This is a genomic window from Allobaileyella intestinalis (genome assembly GCF_009695865.1).
In the GTDB taxonomy this organism is placed as follows: Bacteria; Bacillota; Clostridia; order Peptostreptococcales; family Anaerovoracaceae; genus Allobaileyella; species Allobaileyella intestinalis.
Map to the genome: position 1 here is coordinate 106699 of NZ_VUNB01000007.1, position 19487 is coordinate 126185.

Genomic DNA, 19487 nt, shown 5'->3' on the forward strand with positions numbered 1-19487 from the left:
CATGGAAAGAAAACTGATCTTAGAGATGGATTCCTATGACCGGAACATTCTGCTTAACGCATTGAACGATCTGCGCACGAAGCAGATCCGGGAAGGCCTCCCCACTGATCCTGTGGATGAACTGATGGTGAAACTCTATGAGGCGAAGCAAAAGCGATTTCTGGTATCGGAGGCCTGTCATGAACACTACCGATAAGAAGAATATCCTGCTCGGCTCAGCCATCGGGGTGATTCCCGTGATCTGGGCTGCGCTGATCGCTGCGCCATATATGAGGAATGGGCTGCTGGAGCACGTGGACGAACTGTCCGATGCTTTCCGGCAGCCTTTTCAGATCCGGATGACGGAAAACACACCGCGAACGATCCTGCTTTCCCTTGTGATTTACGCGGTCAGTATCGGCGTCTGGCTCTCCACCCGGCGGAATTACCGCCGGGGCGAGGAGCACGGCTCTGCGAAATGGGGAGATCCAAAAACGCTGAACAAAAGATATGCCGACAGGATCCCGGAAAACAACAAACTGCTTACCCGGAATGTGCGGATCGGTCTGAACGGCAGAAAGCACAGAAGGAACCTGAACGTCATGGTCATCGGAGGATCCGGTGCAGGCAAGACCCGGTTTTATTGCAAACCCAATGTCATGCAGTGCGGTGAAAGTTCTCTTGTGATCCTGGATCCAAAGGGCGAGACCATCCGGGCGACCGGGCATCTTCTGGAGGAAAAGGGATACGCCGTTAAGGCGCTGGATCTTCAGGAAATGGACCGATCCCACTGCTACAATCCCTTTGTCTATTTGAGAGACGATAACGACGTGCAGCGGCTGGTGACCAATCTCTTCAAGTCCACCACGCCAAAAGGCGCCCAGTCCAATGATCCCTTCTGGGATACGGCAGCGCAGATGCTGCTTCTGGCACTGATCTTTTATCTGAAATACGAAGCACCGGAGGAAGAGCAGAATTTTGCCATGGTCATGGAGATGCTCCGGGCCGGAGATGTGGACGAAGAGGACAACTCCCCCAGCCCGCTGGACAATCTATTCTTCGATCTGGAGAAGACGGACCCGGATCACATTGCTCTGAAGTATTACCGCAACTACCATTCCGGAGCAGCCAAGACGCTGAAGTCCATCCAGATCACCCTGGCTGCAAGGCTGGAAAAATTCAACCTGGAGAGCCTTGCGAAACTGACCATCACCGACGAACTAGACCTGCCGTCACTGGGAGAACGGAAGACTGCCCTGTTTGCCATCATTCCGGACAACGATACCAGCTTCAATTTTCTGGTATCCATTTTATACACCCAGCTCTTCCAGCAGCTTTTCCATTGCGCAGACAAGAAACACGGCGGCAGTCTTCCGGTTCACGTGCATTTCGTGCTGGACGAGTTTGCCAACCTGTCCATGCCTTCGGACTTTCAGAAGATCCTGTCTGTCATGCGTTCCCGGAACGTATCGGTCAGTATCATTTTGCAGAATCTGGCGCAGCTCAAGGCGCTGTATGAGAAAGACTGGGAATCCATCATGGGAAACTGCGACGAGTTCGTCTATCTGGGCGGCAACGAGCAGCAGACCCATAAGTACGTCAGTGAGCTTCTGGGCAAGGAGACCATCGATACCAACACCTACGGACGGTCCACCGGAAGGAGCGGCAACTATTCAACAAATTACCAGAACACAGGAAGAGAACTGATGACGCCGGATGAAGTGCGGATGCTGGATAACCGGTATTCCCTTCTTTTTGTCCGGGGTGAACGGCCGGTGAAGGATCTCAAATATGACATTCTGAGGCATCCCAATATTGCACTGACAGAGGACGGCGGAGCTGCACCGTTCCTGCACGGCATAGCGGATAAGGCGGACTTCAGCATCCAGCTGACATCGGCGTTTCTGGACCATGAGGACAATCAGCCGGCAGAGCCCACGGGATATGAGCTTTTGTCAGAAGAAGATCTGCAGCGTGAATTCGAGGAAGGAGAATCGTTTAATGACCAGGAAAAAGAATGAACTCAAAACTAATGAGATAAGGAGACGGAGCATCATCACCGGATATGCGGCGATGGTGCTAACCTGCACGGTGGGTGCAGCCACCTGCTTTGCGGCAGGGGATCCGATTTCCACGGTGAACAATCTGTCCACGTTTATCTTCAGCCTGATCCGAGCCATCGGGCTGATCCTGCTGGGGCTTGGCATCATGCAGGTGGGATTGTCGATGAAGTCTCACGACCCCAGTGCCCGTGCCAACGGATTTCTGACGCTGGCCGGCGGGATCATCATCACGTTTACAAAAGAAATTCTGAACATGATCATATAGTGGGAGGCGGCAATGGAAAATTCAAGAAAAATCAATACTCCAGGAGGTGATGGCCGGTGAGTGACAACTGGGTAGTACAGAACCTCCAGAATGCACTGAACACGTGGAACGAAAAGCTGGCGGAAGTCTGGCAGCTTCTCACCACATCGCCTGAGACCTTCAAGGGCGGCGGGATCTGGAAGGTGATCCTGAACATCAACGGAGCAGTACAGGCCATAGGGCTTGCTCTGCTCGTTTTGTTTTTTCTGGTGGGAATGGCGAGGACCAGCGCAAGCCTGGATGAAGTGAAACGGCCGGAGCATGCGCTGAAACTCTTTATCCGTTTTGCCATTGCAAAAGGCGTTGTCACCTACGGGCTGGAGCTGATGATGGCGATATTCACCATTATTCAGGGAGTCGTAAGTACCATTATGCGGTCCTCCGGAATCGCAGCTGCCGGAAAGACGACACTTCCGAAAGAGATGGTGAAAGCCATTGAAGACTGTGGGTTCTTCGAAAGCATTCCGCTTTGGGCGGTGACGCTGATCGGCAGTCTGGTCATAACAGTACTGTCATTCATCATCATCCTTACCGTCTATGGCAGGTTCTTCAAGCTGTATATGTATACGGCCATCGCACCGATTCCGCTCTCGACTTTTGCCGGGCAGCCCACTCAGAATGTGGGGATCAGTTTCCTGAAGGGATATGCGGCGGTGTGTCTGGAAGGAGCGATCATCGTTCTGGCCTGTATCATCTTCACCAAGTTTGCATCCACCCCGCCGGTGGTTGATGCAGATGCGGCTCCGGCAGCTATGGTATGGAAGTACGTGGGAGAGCTGGTGTTCAACATGCTGGTGCTGGTGGGATCAGTCAAGATGAGCGATGCCATCGTCAGGGAAATGATGGGACTGTAATCAGATTTACGGCAGCCAATTCCGGCTGTCGTTTTGTTTTGCCAAAATCAAGGAGGAATTCGTATGAGAGAAAAAGAATTTATGGAAATGGCGAAGCAGGAGATCCTGCGGCAGCTACCGGAAGATGTCAGAGCCGGGCTCAGTCTGAAGGAAGTGAAAGTGGTGAAGATCAACGATCAGAAGAACCACGGGTTCTGCTTTCAGAAGAATGGAAGCAAGGCGTCCCCAACCTTGTATCTGGATCAGGCATATGACCTTTTCCGTCATGGCGCATCTCTGGAGCGCCTCATGGGAGATGTGACCAGGGCCTACCTGGAGAGCATAGACCGAGGGCTGGACCCGGCAGAGCCGGATCTTTCATTTGACAACATCCGGGACAAGCTTTCTCTCCGTCTGGTGGAGACAAAGAGGAACCGGGAGTATCTCCTGGACAAGCCTCATCTGGACGTGGGAAACGGTCTGGCGCTGATATGCGATCTTCAGCTCAGCAGAAACATGAGCGAATGCTGGCGCACGGTAGTAAATAACGGAATTGCCGAAGCAAACGGCTACGACAAAAATGAGCTTTTCCAGGAAGCCATCCGCAGCGCCGTAAAGATAGATCCTCCCGAGATGAAGGATCTTCAGGACGTTGTCTTTGGCGATAAAGACGGAAGAAATCTTCTGTCCGGTACCGATGCACCGCTTAAGGATAATGCCGGAAGCATTGAGCCGATCTACCTCATCAGCAGCAGGAGCAGACAGTTCGGCGCTGCAGCATTCTTCTATCCCGGCGTAAAGGAACAGGCAGCAGACATTCTGGGCGAAGGATACACCGTTCTTCCAAGCAGTCTGCACGAAGTCCTGCTGGTACCGGATTCCAGCCAGATCCCGGTAAGAGACCTTCAGAATATGGTGAAGGAAACCAACCGGAGTCAGGTAGAACCCAAGGACATTCTTTCCGACAACATCTACCACTTCGACAACTTTCAGGGGAAACTGTCCACCATCCAGCTCGAACGGGGAAAGGAGGCGCGCTAAATGGAAGTACGCATCAACCGGGAAATCCGTGAATATACAGAGTCCATGTTTTTCGGGCTCACGCTGCGGCAGTTTATCTTCTCCGTTCTGGCCTGCGCCATCGCCGTTCTGATCTATTTCACTTTTAAGCCGGTTCTGGGACTGGAGACAGTAAGCTGGATCTGCATCGTCGCATCCGCACCATTCGCTGCCATCGGATTTTTGAAGTACAACGGGATGACCGCAGAGAAATTCATTGCCGCATGGATCCGGTCGGAAATCCTGCTGCCGGAGCATCTCTGCTTTGGCAACACAAATCTTTATTACAACATGTTCCGTGAGTCTGCGGAGGAAAGCCGGAAAAAGAAGTTCCCTCTCAGACGGCGTGGCGGAAGAGCCGCAAGAGAAAGACGGGACAGCAGAAAACGCGGAAGGAAGACAAAATCCGGCCGCTGAATAATGACAAGGAGAAACGTATATGATCAAAACACTGACCAATATCCTGAAGCAGGACAAAGAACGCTTTCAGGTCCCGAAGAAAGTCCAGGACATCATTCCCGTCAGCACCATGTGGCCTGACGGGATTTTTCTTTCCGGGAAAAACAAGTATTCCATGACCTACAAGTTCGAGGACATCAACTATGCGGTGGCTTCACGGGAGGACAAAGAAGCCATGTTCCTGGAATACTCGGAGCTTCTGAATGCACTGGACAGCGGAAGCACCACCAAAATCACCATCAACAACCGAAGGCTGAACCGGACGGACTTCGAGAAGCAGATCCTGATCGACATGAAAGATGACGGACTCAATGAATACCGGGAGGAGTACAACGAGATGCTCATGGAAAAGGCCACCGGCTCCAATGCCATCGTTCAGGACAAGTACGTCACGATATCCGTGAACAAAAAATGCATTGAGGACGCCCGGGTATATTTTGCCCGGGTTGGTGCAGATCTCATCGCCCACTTCAGCCGCCTGGGATCCGTCTGCACGGAAATGGATGCTGTGGAACGTCTCCGTATCATTCACGACTTTATGCGAACCGGCGAGGAAACGAGCTTTCAGTTCGACATAAAGGACCATATGAGAAAAGGCCACAGCTTCAAGGACTATATCTGTCCGGACGATTACGAGAACCACTCCGACTATTTCAAGGTCGGTGACCGCTTCGGCCGTGTGATCCTGCTCCGGGACTACGCTTCATATATCAAGGACAGCATGGTGGCGGAGATCACAGACATCAACCGCAGCATGATGCTGAGCATCGACGTGATCCCGGTGCCGACAGACGAGGCGGTGAAGGAAGTGGAACAAAGGCTGCTTGGTGTGGAGACGAATATCACCAACTGGCAGAGAAAGCAGAACATGAACAACAACTTTTCTGCCGTTGTCCCCTACGACATGGAGCAGCAGAGAAAGGAATCCAAGGAATTTCTTGATGACCTGACCACCAGAGACCAGCGCATGATGTTTGCGGTGATCACGGTGGTGCACACCGCAGACAGCAAGAAGCAACTGGACAATGATTCTGAGGAGATCATGACCATTGCCAGAAAGCATCTCTGTCAGATGGCTGTTCTGAAGTTCCAGCAGCTTCCGGGACTGCAGACTGCCCTGCCCTTCGGTGTCCGGAAGATAGACGCTTTCCGTACTCTGACCACAGAGTCCCTTGCGGTCTTCATGCCGTTCCGTGTTCAGGAGGTCTATGACAAAAACGGAATCTACTATGGCCAGAACGTCATCAGCAAGAACATGATGATTGCAGACAGGAGAAAGCTGCTGAACGGCAATTCTTTTATCCTGGGAGTCTCCGGGTCCGGAAAGTCCTTTGCGGCAAAGAACGAGATCACCAATCTCATTTTGTCCACCGATGCGGACATCATCGTGGTGGATCCGGAGCGTGAGTATGCGCCTCTCATCAAGGCCCTGGGCGGGTCCGTCATTGAGATCTCCGCCACCTCCCCGAACCACATCAACGCCATGGATATGAGCAGCAATTACGGGGAAACAGACCCGATCATCGAGAAATCCCAGTTCCTCCAGTCTCTCTGCGAGCAGATCATCGCCGGGCACAGGTTTGCCAAAGGACAGCAGTCCATCATCGACCGCTGCACGGAAAATGTCTACCGCTACTACAAGCAGGGAAACTATATGGGCACGCCGCCGACTCTTGCGGACTTCCGGGACGAGCTGCTGAAGCAGAAGGAACCGGAGGCCCAGTCTCTGGCGCTGGAGCTGGAACTTTTTACAAGAGGGTCCCTCAATACCTTCGCAAGACAGACCAACGTGGATACCTCAAACCGACTGATCTGCTACGACATTCTGGAGCTGGGAGAACAGCTCCGTGCCATCGGCATGTTGGTGATTCTGGATTCCATTCTGAACCGCATTACGGAAAACCGGCAGAAAGGAAAGCAGACCTTCGTATTCATCGACGAGATCTATATTCTCTTCATGCACGAGTATTCTGCCCAGTTCCTGTACAAGCTGTGGAAGCGTGTCCGGAAATACGGCGCCTACTGCACCGGGATCACTCAAAACGTGCTGGACCTGCTGCAGTCCCACACCGCCAGAACCATGCTTTCAAACTCCGAGTTCATCGTCATGCTGAACCAGGCGGCAACAGACCGGATCGAACTGGCCCGACTGCTGAACATCTCCGATCTTCAGCTTTCATATATCACGAACGTGGATGCAGGACACGGCCTGATCAAGGTGGGCTCCTCTCTGGTTCCTTTCGAGAACAAATTCCCGAAGAACACGAAGCTGTATAAGCTGATGACCACCAAGCCGGGAGAAGGTCTGGAGGAAGTGAGAAAACGTGCACCTTCTAAACCTTCTGCAGCATCATCTCTTGAATCTGACCTGCTTACCGATCAGGAACTCCGCATTCTGGAGAAAATCCGTGAAGTGGCAAAATCCCAGGAAGAGTTCGATGCTTTGGTGGGAAAATACCTGAAGCCTCTACGTGAAAAATCGTAGGATAAGCCGGGAGGGACGCCCTCCCGTACATGAGGACCGAGGATTTCGGCCCTCATATTTTTTTGAAAGGAGGAGTGATGTATGCCTGAGATAAAGACCCGGCAGGTTCAGAAAGGAACCATCAAATCGCTGGACCGGGCAGCGGCCATGACCTGCCGGTTGAAAGACGTACAGACCAGAACAAAGGACCTGATCGACGATCACCGCACCCGAAGCAGCAGATCTCCGGATGAGTATGCATCGAACCGGATCACGGGCATGGCACAGGATGCCGGAACAGATGCGGTATATATGGCGGAAAAAACAGCCACATTGACGGCGGGAAAGATCCGCTATGCGTTGAGTCAGGCGCAGGATGGCGTTCCTGAATCCTCGGTCAGAACCCAAGGCTTCATACGTTTCCGCAAAAGACAGCTTGCAGAAAAACAGCAGATCGCCGGCAGGCAGAGAAGCCTCCGGATTTATCCCGGCAGCCGTGAGCAAAGCATCCGGAACTTTGCCAACAGCCGTCAGCTTGCGAGAACAAAAGGAAAAGAGAAAGCAATCCGTGAGTTTGCCAAGCAGCGAACCGTTGTGGATTCCCGGAAGAGATCCCTTCAGAGTATCCGTATCACGAAGAGAACTGCCCGACGAACTGGAAAAATGGTGCAACGAACGGCAAGGAGACTGCGGGATCTGATTCGAAACGCAAAAGCAATGATCGACGCCATCTCTGCCGGAGGAATCGTCTGCTTTGTGATCTTGCTGGTCTGCATCCTGTTTGGTGCTGCGTTTTACTTCTTCGGAGATGACAGTTCGGCAAACTACACGCCGGTGAGCCCGGAGGTAGAAGCCTATTCTGCCGTGATTTCCAAATATGCCGGCCAATACGGAATCGGTGAATATACGGAGCTGGTCAAGGCCGTCATGATGCAGGAGTCCGGAGGCAGAGGCACTGATCCCATGCAGGCCTCGGAAAGCGGCTACAACAAGAAGTATCCTCACTCTCCAAACAGCATCAAGGACCCGGAATACTCCATCCAGTGCGGCGTTCAGGCACTGGCTTCATCTCTGAAGGAGGCAAGGTGCAAAAATCCCATGGATATGGACCGAATCCGTCTTGCGCTCCAGGGCTACAACTATGGCAATGGATATATCTCCTGGGCCATAGCCCGGGACGGCGGCTACACGGTGGAAAACGCTTCAGATTTCTCGGACATGCAGGCGAAAAAGCACGGGTGGAAATCCTATGGCGACAAGCAGTACCCTGCCCACGTTCTCCGTTACTATCCGTACGGTAATTACAACTACGGCATCGGCAACGGCAAGATCATCAGCGTCGCTGCCCGGCAGATCGGCAACAGAGGAGGACAGAAATTCTGGAGCTGGTACGGTTTCCACGGCCGTGTGGAATGGTGCGCCTGCTTCGTTTCCTGGTGTGCAGATCAATGCGGATATATTCAAAGCGGTACAATACCGAAGTTCGCTGCTGTTGGAAACGGCATCAGCTGGTTCAAGTCCCATCATCAGTGGCAGACCAGAAGCTACAAACCGAGTGCCGGTGATGTGATCTTCTTCGATTGGGGCGGCGACGGCAGCCCGGACCACGTGGGACTGGTGGAAAAATGTGATGGCAGAACCGTTTACACCATAGAGGGAAACAGCTCCGACTCCTGCAGAAGGCGCAGCTACCCGGTGGGAGGAAGACAAATCTATGGGTATGGAGTGCCAAAGTATTGATTGGGCGATAATACGCCCAAAGTACATGTTAATTGTTAAAAATATTACAGGTAAAGGGTTGGACATGGTAAAATTTAAAGTATCTCTTGTCAAAGTCTGTAAATTCAATTTATCGCAGAAAAGAATGAGGGAATTGATATATTCAACATGGTTAGCATGGGAACAAGTAATATCCGGAGGGTGGGAATATTATGACACAGTTATGCAACAAACAGCGTCTGATTCGGCTTTTTAAATATTTATATCGTGAAACTGACGAGGATCATCCGGTCACTACCAACGAACTGGTGGAGATTTTTACGGAGGCAAACGCCAATGCAGCCCGGAAAACGGTGAAGGACGACATTGATGTGCTGGTAGCGGAAGGTTATGACATAGTAACCATCAAGAGTTATTACAATGCTTTTTTCATGGCCAGTCGTGAATTCGAGCTGCCGGAGCTGAAGCTGCTCATCGATGCGGTTTCTTCTTCACGATTCATTTCCAAAGCGAAGTGCGACCAGCTGATTTGGAAACTCAGTCACCTGACCAGCAAATACGAGGCTGAGAAGCTGGTGCGCCATCTATATACTGCCGGCAGAATGGACTCCGAGAACGGTAATATTTATTACGACGTGGATCTCCTGACGGATGCCATTAACAACGATCAGAAAGTGACTTTTCAGTATCTGGACTACACCATTGATAAGCACCGGATCCTGAAACACGACGGGGAAATCTATGTAGTAAGCCCCTATGCCCTTCTGTGGGATGACAACCATTATTACATGGTGGGCTATCTGGATAAGAGAGCCGAGGTGAATGTTTTCCGGTTGGACCGGCTCACGAATCTGAATCGAAGCAGCGAACCGGCAGTAATCCAGCCCAAGGACTTCGACCTGGACAGCTTTGCAAAAAAAGTGTTCAAGATGTATCCGGGAGATCAGCAGGAAGTCGTGCTGGAATGTGCTGCGGAGACTATGAAATCTGTCATTGATCACTTTGGCGAGGATGTGGAAACCTGGAGAATCTCACAAACCCATTTCCGGCTGCGGACCATGGTGAGCATCAGCCCGACATTTTACGGCTGGCTGTTCCAGTTTTCCGGAAAAATGCGACCGCTTGCGCCAGAGCCGGTGGTAGATGAATACCATAAAATGCTGGAAACCGCACTGAATCATTTGTCAATATAATAGTTGCAACCGGAAGCATGACTATCTGGTGTCTCTTTTCTACAAAGAAGGAGGCAAAGTTAACGCATTCGCTTGGGTCGTTTTACTTTTCAAAGAAACCTGTGGAAGAATACTTCGATGCATTCCTAATCCTACGAATCCTGGACTTTTTAGGTCCTGGATCCTTTTGGGAATTGATATCTGCTTTGTAATATTGACGGAGTTTTTTCCCCTCGCAATAAAATCATCAGTGGCAACAATGAGCCAGAGTAGAATAGGAGAACATAATATGGTGCTTAAGTAGATACGTTATTGATATTTCCTTTTGATATTGAAACTGTGAATTGCATATGATAAAATGTTATAAGTATGCTATATAAATGTTATAAAAATGTTAACGGGGTCAGAGATGGGATTTTCGGAGGATATAAAAAATATTCGCAGAAATGCATTCATGTCTCAGGAAGAATTTGCCAAGGCCTTAGGAGTGTCATTTGCGACTGTTAACCGCTGGGAAAAGGGAAAGGCAAAGCCGAATCTTAAAACAATGAAACGGATTGATGATTATTGTAGGTGCAATGGTATTGACTTTGATATCCGCGAGAAGATTGACTGACTGTAGGCAAGGAGGAGTTGCTATATGCCTAATAAGAAAAAGGGATACGAACCGACCATTGTGTCTATTTTTTCCGGATGCGGTGGCCTAGATTGGGGATTTCACGAGGAAGGCTATAAGACAATATGGGCTAATGATTTTGATAAAGCTGCGGTTGATTCATTTAAGAGGAATTTTGGCGATGTTGTTCATCTGAAAGATATCACTAAAATAGATCCTTACACAGATGATACTATTCCGGATTGTGATATGGTTCTCGGAGGCTTCCCGTGTCAGGATTTTTCAATTATTTGGAAGCAGCCTGGCTTAAATGGCAAAAGGGGAGGCTTGTTCAGGCATTTTGCTGAATTTGTAGATGCAAAGAAACCAAAGGCGTTTGTTGCTGAGAATGTAAAAGGTCTGCTGACTGCTAACAAGGGAAAAGCGATAGAGACTATTGTCAAAGATTTTGAAACGATTGCTCCGGGCTATGTTGTGAAACCTCACCTATATAACTTTGCTGAATATGGTGTTCCGCAATTCAGAGAAAGGGTCTTGTTTGTCGGTATACGTATAGATACAGGATTTGACTTTATTCATCCTCTACCAACGCATGGGCCGAATGGAAAACTCCCATATTTTACTGCAGGAGAAGCATTAGAAGGTGCAGACAAGGTTCCTTACAATAATGAGAAAATTAATATTAAGGAAAAGACCAGAAAAATGCTTGAGCTTATTCCTGAAGGTGGCAACTATAGAGATATCCCTGAGGACAGCCCGCTTCATGTCAAAGGAATGATAAGTCATGTATATAGGAGAATTAACAGAAGCGAACCAGCAAAAACAATAATAGCTGCAGGAGGCGGAGGAACGTGGGGATACCACTATCCAGAACCACGTGCGCTTACTAACCGGGAGCGCGCACGACTCCAGTCATTTGACGACAGTTTTGTGTTCGAAGGAAATATTACTGAGGTAAGACGGCAGATAGGAAATGCCGTTCCCCCGGAGGGAGTGCGCCTTTTAGCCAAAAGGCTTAAACCGCTTTTTACCGGTGATTATACCCCGGTAGACTTGCAGCCTGAATATGACAGGATGAAAGAGATGACTGTAAAAGAGCGCTTGGAATATGTTACTTCGCAGATGAAGTAAGGAGAATGCTATGGAGTTGCTTCAATCAAATTATCCTCCGGTGAAGACAAAGAACCGAACCTTTTTAGATACGTTTTATGACCTCCTTTCAAGAACAGAAACTCTTGATATAGCTGTCGGATATATAACATCTGATTCTCTTATAGAACTCAAAAAAATTGCAGAGCTGAATAATAATCTTTCTTCCGTTAATCTTACAATAGGCATGCATTACTTGGAAAGGTTTACTCATATTCAATACAATGCAGCGAGAGAATTAAATGATTATTTGCTGAGAAGCGGGAGAGGTGAAGTAAGGCTTGTTACACCGTTCAAATATCATGGGAAACTGTATTCATACAGCGATAGAAATGGGACATTCGCCGGAATTGTTGGGTCAAATAATCTCGGAAGTATAGTTGAAAGTGGAATCAGGACATATGAAACTTCTTTTCTTATAGATCAGCCGAAAGAAGCTGATTCAATAAAAAAGTTCATTTATGAGCTGAACAGAAAAGCGACTAAGAATATAAATGATTGCGATATTAACGATTTTAATGAAAACAACATGGTTCTTGAGGAGCATGAGAATGTAAAGAAGATTACATCTGCGGAATTGGCAGGATATTTAGCAGCTATGACATCAACTTCATTTGAGATTCCAATAAAGGGAGCAGAGGCCTCGCCACAAAGCAATTTGAATGTCTTTTTTGGAAAAGGTAGAGTTGCTAAAAATGGATTGGTAAAACCAAGACACTGGTATGAAGTGGAGCTCATTGTTCCTAAAAATGTTGCTACTCAGCCGGGGTATCCTGAAGCAAAAACACCAAATGCGATTTTTGATGTTGTTACGGATGATGGATGGAAATTCAAGTGCAAGGTAAGCGGAGATTACAATAAGAATTTTCGTTCTGAAGGTGACCTGAAAATACTAGGGAAATGGATAAAGGGCCGTTTGGAAAATGCCGGCGTCCTTACAGTTGGCTCTCCAGTCACAAATGATACTCTTCGACGTTATGGACGAAGCACAATGACCTTTACAAAAACATCGAAGCCCAATACCTGGTACTTAGATTTCGGAGTCAAATAATATGGGAAAGTATTTTAACAACTATTTGGATAGAATTTGCGACAAAGGGAATCCTGCTCTTGCTGAGGCAATAGAAAAAACAGCAGATGATGTGGTCCCAAAGTATATTGCTAATTTTTCGTATCAGGAGCATGTTGTTAGTCTCCTTGTAGGCGATATACAAAGCGGAAAAACAAGTCATATGTTCGGCCTGATGTGCGCTGCAGCCGATGAGGGCTTTGGGATTTTTGTTCTGCTTACAACAAATAATATTCTTCTGCAACAGCAAACATATAAAAGAGCTGAAAAGGATCTGTCGGATTTCTGCATATGCGATGAAAATGACTATATTAAATTTTCTTCAAACAATATGCGCCGACCAGCCGTTATTGTGCTGAAAAAGGATGTGCATGTACTTCGTCAGTGGAAAAACAATCTATCCTCAACTCATTTTGTCGCAGGAAATCCTTTATTTGTAGTTGATGATGAGGCAGATGCAGCCAGTCTGAATACCAAAGTCAACAAAAAACAGCAGAGTACCATCAACAAACTTCTTGATGATATCAAGAAGACTACATCAAGTAGCATCTATCTTGAAGTTACAGGTACGCCACAGTCCATTCTGCTCCAGAGCAGAAAAAGCGGATGGAAACCATATTTTATTTACTATTTTAAGCCTGGCAGAGGCTATATGGGCGGAGATTTTTTCTTCGGAAATGATAATGATCCTCATATTGTTTTTACAGATAATGCCGAATCTAAAGATTTGTTGTCTGATGATGAATTCCCTGAAAATGGTTTGAAAGCTGCACTGATAACTCATTTGATTACAGCTGCGCAAATAAAACTAACCGGAGGATGTGTCTGTAATTTTCTTATTCATCCTAGTGTTAAAACATCCGAACATAGCAAATTTGCGGAGAAAATAGGTGCATATGTAAATGAGCTTAACCATTCTCTTAATGAGGCCGAAACAAAAGAAAGCATTCGACAGGTTTATGAGAGCCTAAAAGAAACAAAGAAAAGTATCACCGAGTTTGATGAAATTTATAGAGTTATCGGAGAGGATATAGAAAAAGATAGAATCAATATTCTTATTCTGAATTCTGCTGTATCATATGACGAAAATACTCAGTATGAAACCGGTAACAATATTGTAATAGGCGGAAACAGTTTAGGAAGAGGTGTTACTTTCCCTCAGCTTCAGACAATCTATTATTGCAGAGTAGCAAAGAATCCTCAGGCGGATACTATGTGGCAGCATGCAAGAATGTTTGGATATGACAGGGATCCAGATCTTATGCGTGTCTTTATGCCTCCGAAACTTTATAAGTTGTTCTGTGACATCAACAGAACGAACAATAGTATTATTTCTCAAATTCAGAATGCAGGAAACGACAGCGACATCAAGATTTGTTATCCAGTTGGGATTCGTCCGACAAGAAAAAATGTGCTTGATAATAATACTATAGGAATGTATTCAGGTGGTGTAAATTACTTCCCTTTTTATCCAATTAATAGAAGCACTTCCTCTCTTGATGAAATGCTGTCATCATTTCCTGACGGAGAATACAGTGTTAGCCTAAAGATTATTGTTAAAATACTTCAGCAAACAGGGTCAGAGGAATATGACTGGAACGAAAAAGTATTTGAGGGTTTTATCAACTCTTTTATTGCTGAGAATCCTATTGCACAGGGATTTATGATAGTAAGAAGGAACAGAGATATTGCGAAGGGAACCGGGACGCTGCTTTCGCCGAATGACCGCGCTCTAGGCGATTCCATTAAAGATTCCGTAGTGCTTACTCTGTATAAAGTAACCGGAAACAAAGGCTGGGATGGAGAAAAACTGTGGATTCCGAATATAAAGCTCCCGGGGAATGCAGTGTACTATAGCGGGGATCAAAGCTGAAACGGAGGCGGAAACATGGATTCTGTATCATCCGAACAACGCAGTTGGAATATGTCTCGGATTAAAGCGAAAGATACCAAGATTGAGGTTCTGGTTCGACAATATCTTTTTTCTAAGGGATACCGCTTTAGGAAGAATGATAAACGCTATCCGGGCAAGCCTGACGTTGTGCTACCGAAATATAAAACGGTGATTTTTGTGAATGGCTGTTTTTGGCATATGCATAAGAACTGTAAATATGGCAGGATCCCGAAATCAAATGTCGACTACTGGAAGCTAAAACTTGAGAGAAATGTGCAAAATGACAAAAAGCATTACAAGGAGCTGGAAAAAGAAGGGTGGCGAGTTATAGTCCTATGGGAATGCGAGTTAAAGAAAGATTTTGATGCTATAATGGAGAAGACAATAGAGTCATTTGACCCTCTGTAAAAAAATGATGAGTAATCAGCATAAAGTCATCTTTCGGTAGGCCTTAGCACATAATCGTATTAGATGCATCCGTTACGGTTATTCCGATCAGAAGTATATTCTTCGCGAATGTTTCAAAGTTTGTGCAAATTCAAAAATCTTATCATGGGAAAAGTTGATGGTCCTGCAGTCATCCGGGCGTTTAAGAATGTTAAGCAAACAAAACAGTACATCTGAAATACAATTTGATGGTTGATATATTCCTATATTCTTTGATAATATCCAAGTGTGATCAGTCGAAAGGGACCATCAGAGGAGGCTTGCCTTGTTATGATGGTCCCTTCGCTATTTTTAGAGACATTTTCCATCGTATTAAATATTAATCCATCTTTATACAGCATCGGTCTATAAATCGACCGATGTTCTTTTTATAAACGAACATATGTTTACTTTTTGCCGGACCGGCCATATAATATTGATATCAGCTGATGCAGAACAATTACCCCAAGTGATCCGGCAGAATGCCGTGATCAGTGTAAGCTTTGTTGCTGGTGAAGGCAGCACTTTCTTTGTTACAAAATCAGAAATGCTGCAGACTTAGTACATTACCGGAGTGCCGGAGTTCTTCAGCGATTCGTTTCCCTATCGCTTAAGCAGCAGCCGGGGATGCACACGCCGGGATCAGAAGTTCCACTGGCGCACAGAGTGTGAAAGAACGAATCGAAGGGAGACGAGATGGGTAACAACAGAAACGGCTCCAGACAGAGAATAGCAACGATATGTTCGAGCCGGAAAATCAATGAAACTGAAGTTTACGACAGAGCAAAGAAGCTTCTGGAGAGCTACCGTGATGTGTGCTGGGAGACAAGTGAATATGCGAATCTTGTCAGAGAGGACCTTACCTATGAATATGGGTATGCCAGTAGTGATCTTGATACCGCCCTGCTGTATCTGGAAAACTTCGCTCCGGATGAACAAAAGGAGAAATTTGCCGCAAAGATACGGGCGCTGTTCAGTGTTAAATGGATGGTTGAAATTGTAGATTCTGCGATCATCAAAGTCAGAGAGTTTCCGCTGAACGGTGAGCTGTATGCTCATATTCTGTCCATGTATTATCTGGGCAAGTTCCAGTACACCGAAGCAGAGATGATGGAAGAGCTGAATCTTGAAAGAAGTTCCTATTACCGTCGTAAGAAGGAAGCGGTTATTGTTTTCGGACTGGCAATCTGGGGAGGAAGTATCGCTGATTTGCGGCAGATAATGCTGGGAAACAAGCCACAGCAAATGATGTTTGAGGAAATGGCCCGGAGTTATCAGAAAGTATGAGGAGAGAAATGTCAATCAAACTGAAAGAATTATGGCCGCCACGGGACGGAATGCAGAAGATTCCCGTATACAAGGAGGGAGGAATCGCAGTATTTGGTGAGCGTACGATATTCCAGTCACCGGTCATACTTAGAAAAGGATTGCTGGAGTGCCTGCTCTGGAGCGATCCGAAGAATCGTGGTGATGAAGATGTTGAATTGATCTCAATTATACGGATGAGTCCGGGCCTTGACCTTGAGATACGGATGAATGACGAAGGAATCCAAGGAGTGAAGTTCTATAAGCCCAATGGCGATCTTCTGGAGTTTGCTCCGTTTTCGGAGGATGGAAAAGGTCTGGAATGTAATAACGCCTATGATCACATTACCATCGATCCTGCAAACAACGACCGGGAGGCCCAGCTGGTAAGAGTCGGATGGAACCTCATTGATACTTCACAGAAACTCCAATGACACATGAAACCGACCTCAATGGAACACGTCCGGTACTGACCTGAGACCCGCAGGACGTTACACTGTATATGCTGGGAGATAGCAGCATATGAAAAATGAATAGTTGATGAAGCCTCATATCCAAAGGGATGTGGGGCTCTTTTTATGCCTGTCTTTCAGACAATTGGCTCCGGCCGGGAGAAATTCTCCCGGCCTTTTTGCTTGCCCGAAAGGAGAAAGACAGTGTGGATACGGAGACAGGTCCTGCGATTCATCAGAGGTCCGTAACCTTCTGATTTCGAAAAAAAGCAGATTTACATCTTTTCGAAATTCAGGAGGAAGAAATGAAAACAATCAGATATGAGTTCATCACGGAAGAAATTGTTGAGATCGAGATCAGCGATGAATGGGGAGAGAAACTGAAGTCAGTAAAACGGGAGCAGTGGAAACTGGACAAGCGGGAAGAGCGTCACAGCGTAAATTTTGCTGATCTGGACGGCAAGGAAGAATACTTTGCAGATTCAAAAGATGATCCCTTTGCCATGATCGAAGAAGAACGGTACAGAGATTACAAAGCCGATCACGAAAGAAGAATTGCAAAGGCATTTTCCGAACTCAGCGTAAGCCAGCAGGACCTGTTGAAGGCTCTCTATGAGGATGGAATGACAGAGACGGAATATGCGTCAAAACTTGGAATATCTCAGGCCGCTGTTGCGCGTCGCCTGAATCGTATCAAACGAAAGCTGGAAAAGTTATTGAAGTAGTCAAAATGACGAATTCTTTGCCCTGGTTGAGTAGAATCAACCAGGGTAGCGGCAATTCATTACACAGCACTTTGCAAATAACTGCAAGGTGCTTTTTTTGTCCTAAAATGCTTCGGATTGGGAAAAACAGAAAAAATTTCGATTCAGACCGTTATAATTCCTCCCATTTTTGTCTATAGGGTGAGAGGCAAAATCGGGCAGGACTTTCGTAAAGAAATCATGACAGCCGGTGACCTCTTAAGATAACAAACTGCACTTTGAAAACGGAATACACATTCATCAGGTACTTTCTCTCTGGTATATCGGGTAACACCGAGAGCATGTGAAGTGATGCGCCGGGACCCTTCGGGATAGCGATAATGTCTCACTTCAAAAGGCGGCATGGCGGCCGTCAGTGTGCAATGACCGCCGGGGAGGACAATGATACTTCCGTCCAGTCACAGCCCTGCAGGAATGCGGGATCACGCAATGAGGGCGGCTCCGGGAGAACCCCGGAGGAGCCGGCAGCTCATGAGAAGGAAGCAGCCACCCTTCGCCTGATTGTTTCCTGGGATCCGGGGCGTCGTGGACAAAATGGATCGTGTAAAAAGCCGGAATGCAGAATGATGATGCATTTCAAATGTGAAAATCTGAATTCTGCATTTCCGGTCAGTACATGCGCGGTCCATCACACCGGGAGAATCAGGGAATGTCGAATCCAAATCAGATAAAGGACTTCCCCTGATCTACCTTACTCTACTCTACCCTACCCCGATGAGCCTGGTAAATGAATGTGTATCCTTTTTCTGCAAAGGAGGCCAATCAATATGACACCAATTAGCACCAACCCAATTTTTTCATTCGATACGAATGACGATCTTTCACCGATGATCGATTCCATCCTGACAGCTCCGGGATTTGTAAAAGCATATGCAGAAAACAGAGGAACGGATTGGGTGATTCAAATCGGAAACAGCGAAATGGAAGAAGGCATACGGCAACTTCCCTCTGTAGAGCAACAGATCATCAAGCTGTATTTTCTGGATGGCAAGTCCCTTCTCGATATCGCAAATGATCTGGATTTACCGGTCGAGCTTCTAGCTGGCCACATGAAATCTATGAAAGTGAGGTTGTCGCTTTATGTCTGATCAGAAGTTCAACGTACGCCAGGGGGAAATCTACTATGCGGATTTTCCGGAGACAGTGGGCAGTGTGCAGAAAGGAATACGGCCGGTGGTAATCACGCAGAATAATTATCTGAACAGGAACTCAACTACATATGTCTGTGCCCTGGTTACCAGTCAGCTCAAACGACTGGACCTGCCGGAGCATGTACTGCTTCCGAAACTGAAAGGACTTCCGAAGCGGTCCATGGTCATGGCAGAACAGCGTCAGACGGTGGATCAGAAGCAGCTCCTGAATTACCGCTGCAAAGTCGGCTGGTTAACATTCCGGGAGATCCACCGTGCACTTCGGCATTGTGAGAGTGCCGACAAAACCTGCTATTAAAGAAGCAAGACTGCAAGTTAAGCAGAACGCATAATTAACAGAATCGCCATGTGATGATACGCTGACATCATCACATGGCCACGTGAGGCAGAAACATGAATATTGAAATACCAATCAACGGTCAGGCGGCAGTTTCCACCGAGATCAGATTCTACACACCGAAAGATGTTGCGAGAATGACCGGCTGGAGCGAAAAGACCGTGCTGAAATTGTTCAATGATCCGAAATTCCCTGCAACAGACTTCGGGAGAAACAAAGTCATTGAGGCAGATGCATTAAGAAATTATTTCTCAACAAGACACGAAAAATCA

The 19487-nt window shown here is 47.2% G+C and carries 20 protein-coding genes; all 20 read left to right on the forward strand.

Annotated elements, in window-relative coordinates:
* The first annotated feature begins 1 nt into the window (after nucleotide 1).
* Nucleotides 2-196, forward strand: coding sequence for a hypothetical protein (locus FYJ66_RS08910; protein WP_090164476.1), 195 nt, complete (start codon nucleotides 2-4; stop codon nucleotides 194-196).
* Nucleotides 180-2000: a VirD4-like conjugal transfer protein, CD1115 family gene (locus FYJ66_RS08915; protein ID WP_154573149.1), complete on the forward strand. Its 1821-nt coding sequence runs from the start codon at nucleotides 180-182 to the stop codon at nucleotides 1998-2000. The genes FYJ66_RS08910 and FYJ66_RS08915 overlap by 17 nt, the downstream gene beginning before the upstream one ends.
* Nucleotides 1981-2307, forward strand: a complete 327-nt coding sequence (locus FYJ66_RS08920) for a glutamyl-tRNA amidotransferase (protein ID WP_090164474.1) — start codon at nucleotides 1981-1983, stop codon at nucleotides 2305-2307. The genes FYJ66_RS08915 and FYJ66_RS08920 overlap by 20 nt, the downstream gene beginning before the upstream one ends.
* A 56-nt stretch (nucleotides 2308-2363) precedes the next feature.
* The gene (locus FYJ66_RS08925; RefSeq protein WP_321074046.1) at nucleotides 2364-3200 is read left to right on the forward strand and encodes a VirB6/TrbL-like conjugal transfer protein, CD1112 family; all 837 of its coding nucleotides are present in this window, start codon (nucleotides 2364-2366) and stop codon (nucleotides 3198-3200) included.
* 63 nt (nucleotides 3201-3263) lie between these two features.
* The gene (locus FYJ66_RS08930; protein WP_154573150.1) at nucleotides 3264-4220 is read left to right on the forward strand and encodes a DUF5688 family protein; all 957 of its coding nucleotides are present in this window, start codon (nucleotides 3264-3266) and stop codon (nucleotides 4218-4220) included.
* Nucleotides 4221-4655: a PrgI family protein gene (locus FYJ66_RS08935; protein WP_154573151.1), complete on the forward strand. Its 435-nt coding sequence runs from the start codon at nucleotides 4221-4223 to the stop codon at nucleotides 4653-4655. It abuts the gene before it with no gap.
* Nucleotides 4656-4677: 22 nt separating this feature from the next.
* Entirely contained in the window at nucleotides 4678-7182 is a 2505-nt protein-coding gene (locus FYJ66_RS08940; RefSeq protein ID WP_154573152.1) for a VirB4-like conjugal transfer ATPase, CD1110 family, read from the forward strand.
* Nucleotides 7183-7263: 81 nt separating this feature from the next.
* The gene (locus FYJ66_RS08945) at nucleotides 7264-8901 is read left to right on the forward strand and encodes a lysozyme family protein (RefSeq protein WP_154573153.1); all 1638 of its coding nucleotides are present in this window, start codon (nucleotides 7264-7266) and stop codon (nucleotides 8899-8901) included.
* A 191-nt stretch (nucleotides 8902-9092) separates the two neighbouring features.
* Entirely contained in the window at nucleotides 9093-10073 is a 981-nt protein-coding gene (locus tag FYJ66_RS08950) for a helix-turn-helix transcriptional regulator (protein ID WP_154573154.1), read from the forward strand.
* Nucleotides 10074-10461: 388 nt separating this feature from the next.
* Nucleotides 10462-10668 (forward strand): helix-turn-helix domain-containing protein, encoded by a 207-nt coding sequence (locus FYJ66_RS08955; protein ID WP_154573155.1) that lies wholly within the window; start codon nucleotides 10462-10464, stop codon nucleotides 10666-10668.
* A gap of 24 nt (nucleotides 10669-10692) precedes the next feature.
* Nucleotides 10693-11799, forward strand: a complete 1107-nt coding sequence (locus tag FYJ66_RS08960; protein ID WP_154573156.1) for a DNA cytosine methyltransferase — start codon at nucleotides 10693-10695, stop codon at nucleotides 11797-11799.
* A 10-nt stretch (nucleotides 11800-11809) separates the two neighbouring features.
* Nucleotides 11810-12868 carry a restriction endonuclease PLD domain-containing protein gene (locus FYJ66_RS08965; protein ID WP_154573157.1) on the forward strand — a complete coding sequence of 353 codons (1059 nt, stop codon included), beginning with the start codon at nucleotides 11810-11812 and terminating at the stop codon, nucleotides 12866-12868.
* Between the two features lies 1 nt (nucleotide 12869).
* Nucleotides 12870-14759: a Z1 domain-containing protein gene (locus tag FYJ66_RS08970; protein ID WP_154573158.1), complete on the forward strand. Its 1890-nt coding sequence runs from the start codon at nucleotides 12870-12872 to the stop codon at nucleotides 14757-14759.
* A 15-nt stretch (nucleotides 14760-14774) separates the two neighbouring features.
* Nucleotides 14775-15188 (forward strand): very short patch repair endonuclease, encoded by a 414-nt coding sequence (locus tag FYJ66_RS08975; RefSeq protein ID WP_154573159.1) that lies wholly within the window; start codon nucleotides 14775-14777, stop codon nucleotides 15186-15188.
* A gap of 714 nt (nucleotides 15189-15902) precedes the next feature.
* Nucleotides 15903-16493: a hypothetical protein gene (locus FYJ66_RS08980; RefSeq protein ID WP_235897401.1), complete on the forward strand. Its 591-nt coding sequence runs from the start codon at nucleotides 15903-15905 to the stop codon at nucleotides 16491-16493.
* Between the two features lie 8 nt (nucleotides 16494-16501).
* Nucleotides 16502-16945, forward strand: a complete 444-nt coding sequence (locus tag FYJ66_RS08985; RefSeq protein WP_154573160.1) for a hypothetical protein — start codon at nucleotides 16502-16504, stop codon at nucleotides 16943-16945.
* 323 nt (nucleotides 16946-17268) lie between these two features.
* Complete coding sequence (locus tag FYJ66_RS08990) at nucleotides 17269-17688, forward strand: RNA polymerase sigma factor (RefSeq protein ID WP_090472342.1); 420 nt, start codon at nucleotides 17269-17271, stop codon at nucleotides 17686-17688.
* 806 nt (nucleotides 17689-18494) lie between these two features.
* On the forward strand, nucleotides 18495-18815 hold the full coding sequence (locus FYJ66_RS08995; protein WP_154573161.1) for a sigma-70 RNA polymerase sigma factor region 4 domain-containing protein: 321 nt from the start codon (nucleotides 18495-18497) through the stop codon (nucleotides 18813-18815).
* Nucleotides 18808-19176 carry a type II toxin-antitoxin system PemK/MazF family toxin gene (locus FYJ66_RS09000; RefSeq protein WP_154573162.1) on the forward strand — a complete coding sequence of 123 codons (369 nt, stop codon included), beginning with the start codon at nucleotides 18808-18810 and terminating at the stop codon, nucleotides 19174-19176. Before FYJ66_RS08995 ends, FYJ66_RS09000 begins: the two co-directional genes overlap by 8 nt.
* A gap of 95 nt (nucleotides 19177-19271) precedes the next feature.
* A partial coding sequence (locus tag FYJ66_RS09005; protein ID WP_206157048.1) for a helix-turn-helix domain-containing protein occupies nucleotides 19272-19487 on the forward strand: 216 nt, incomplete at its 3' end.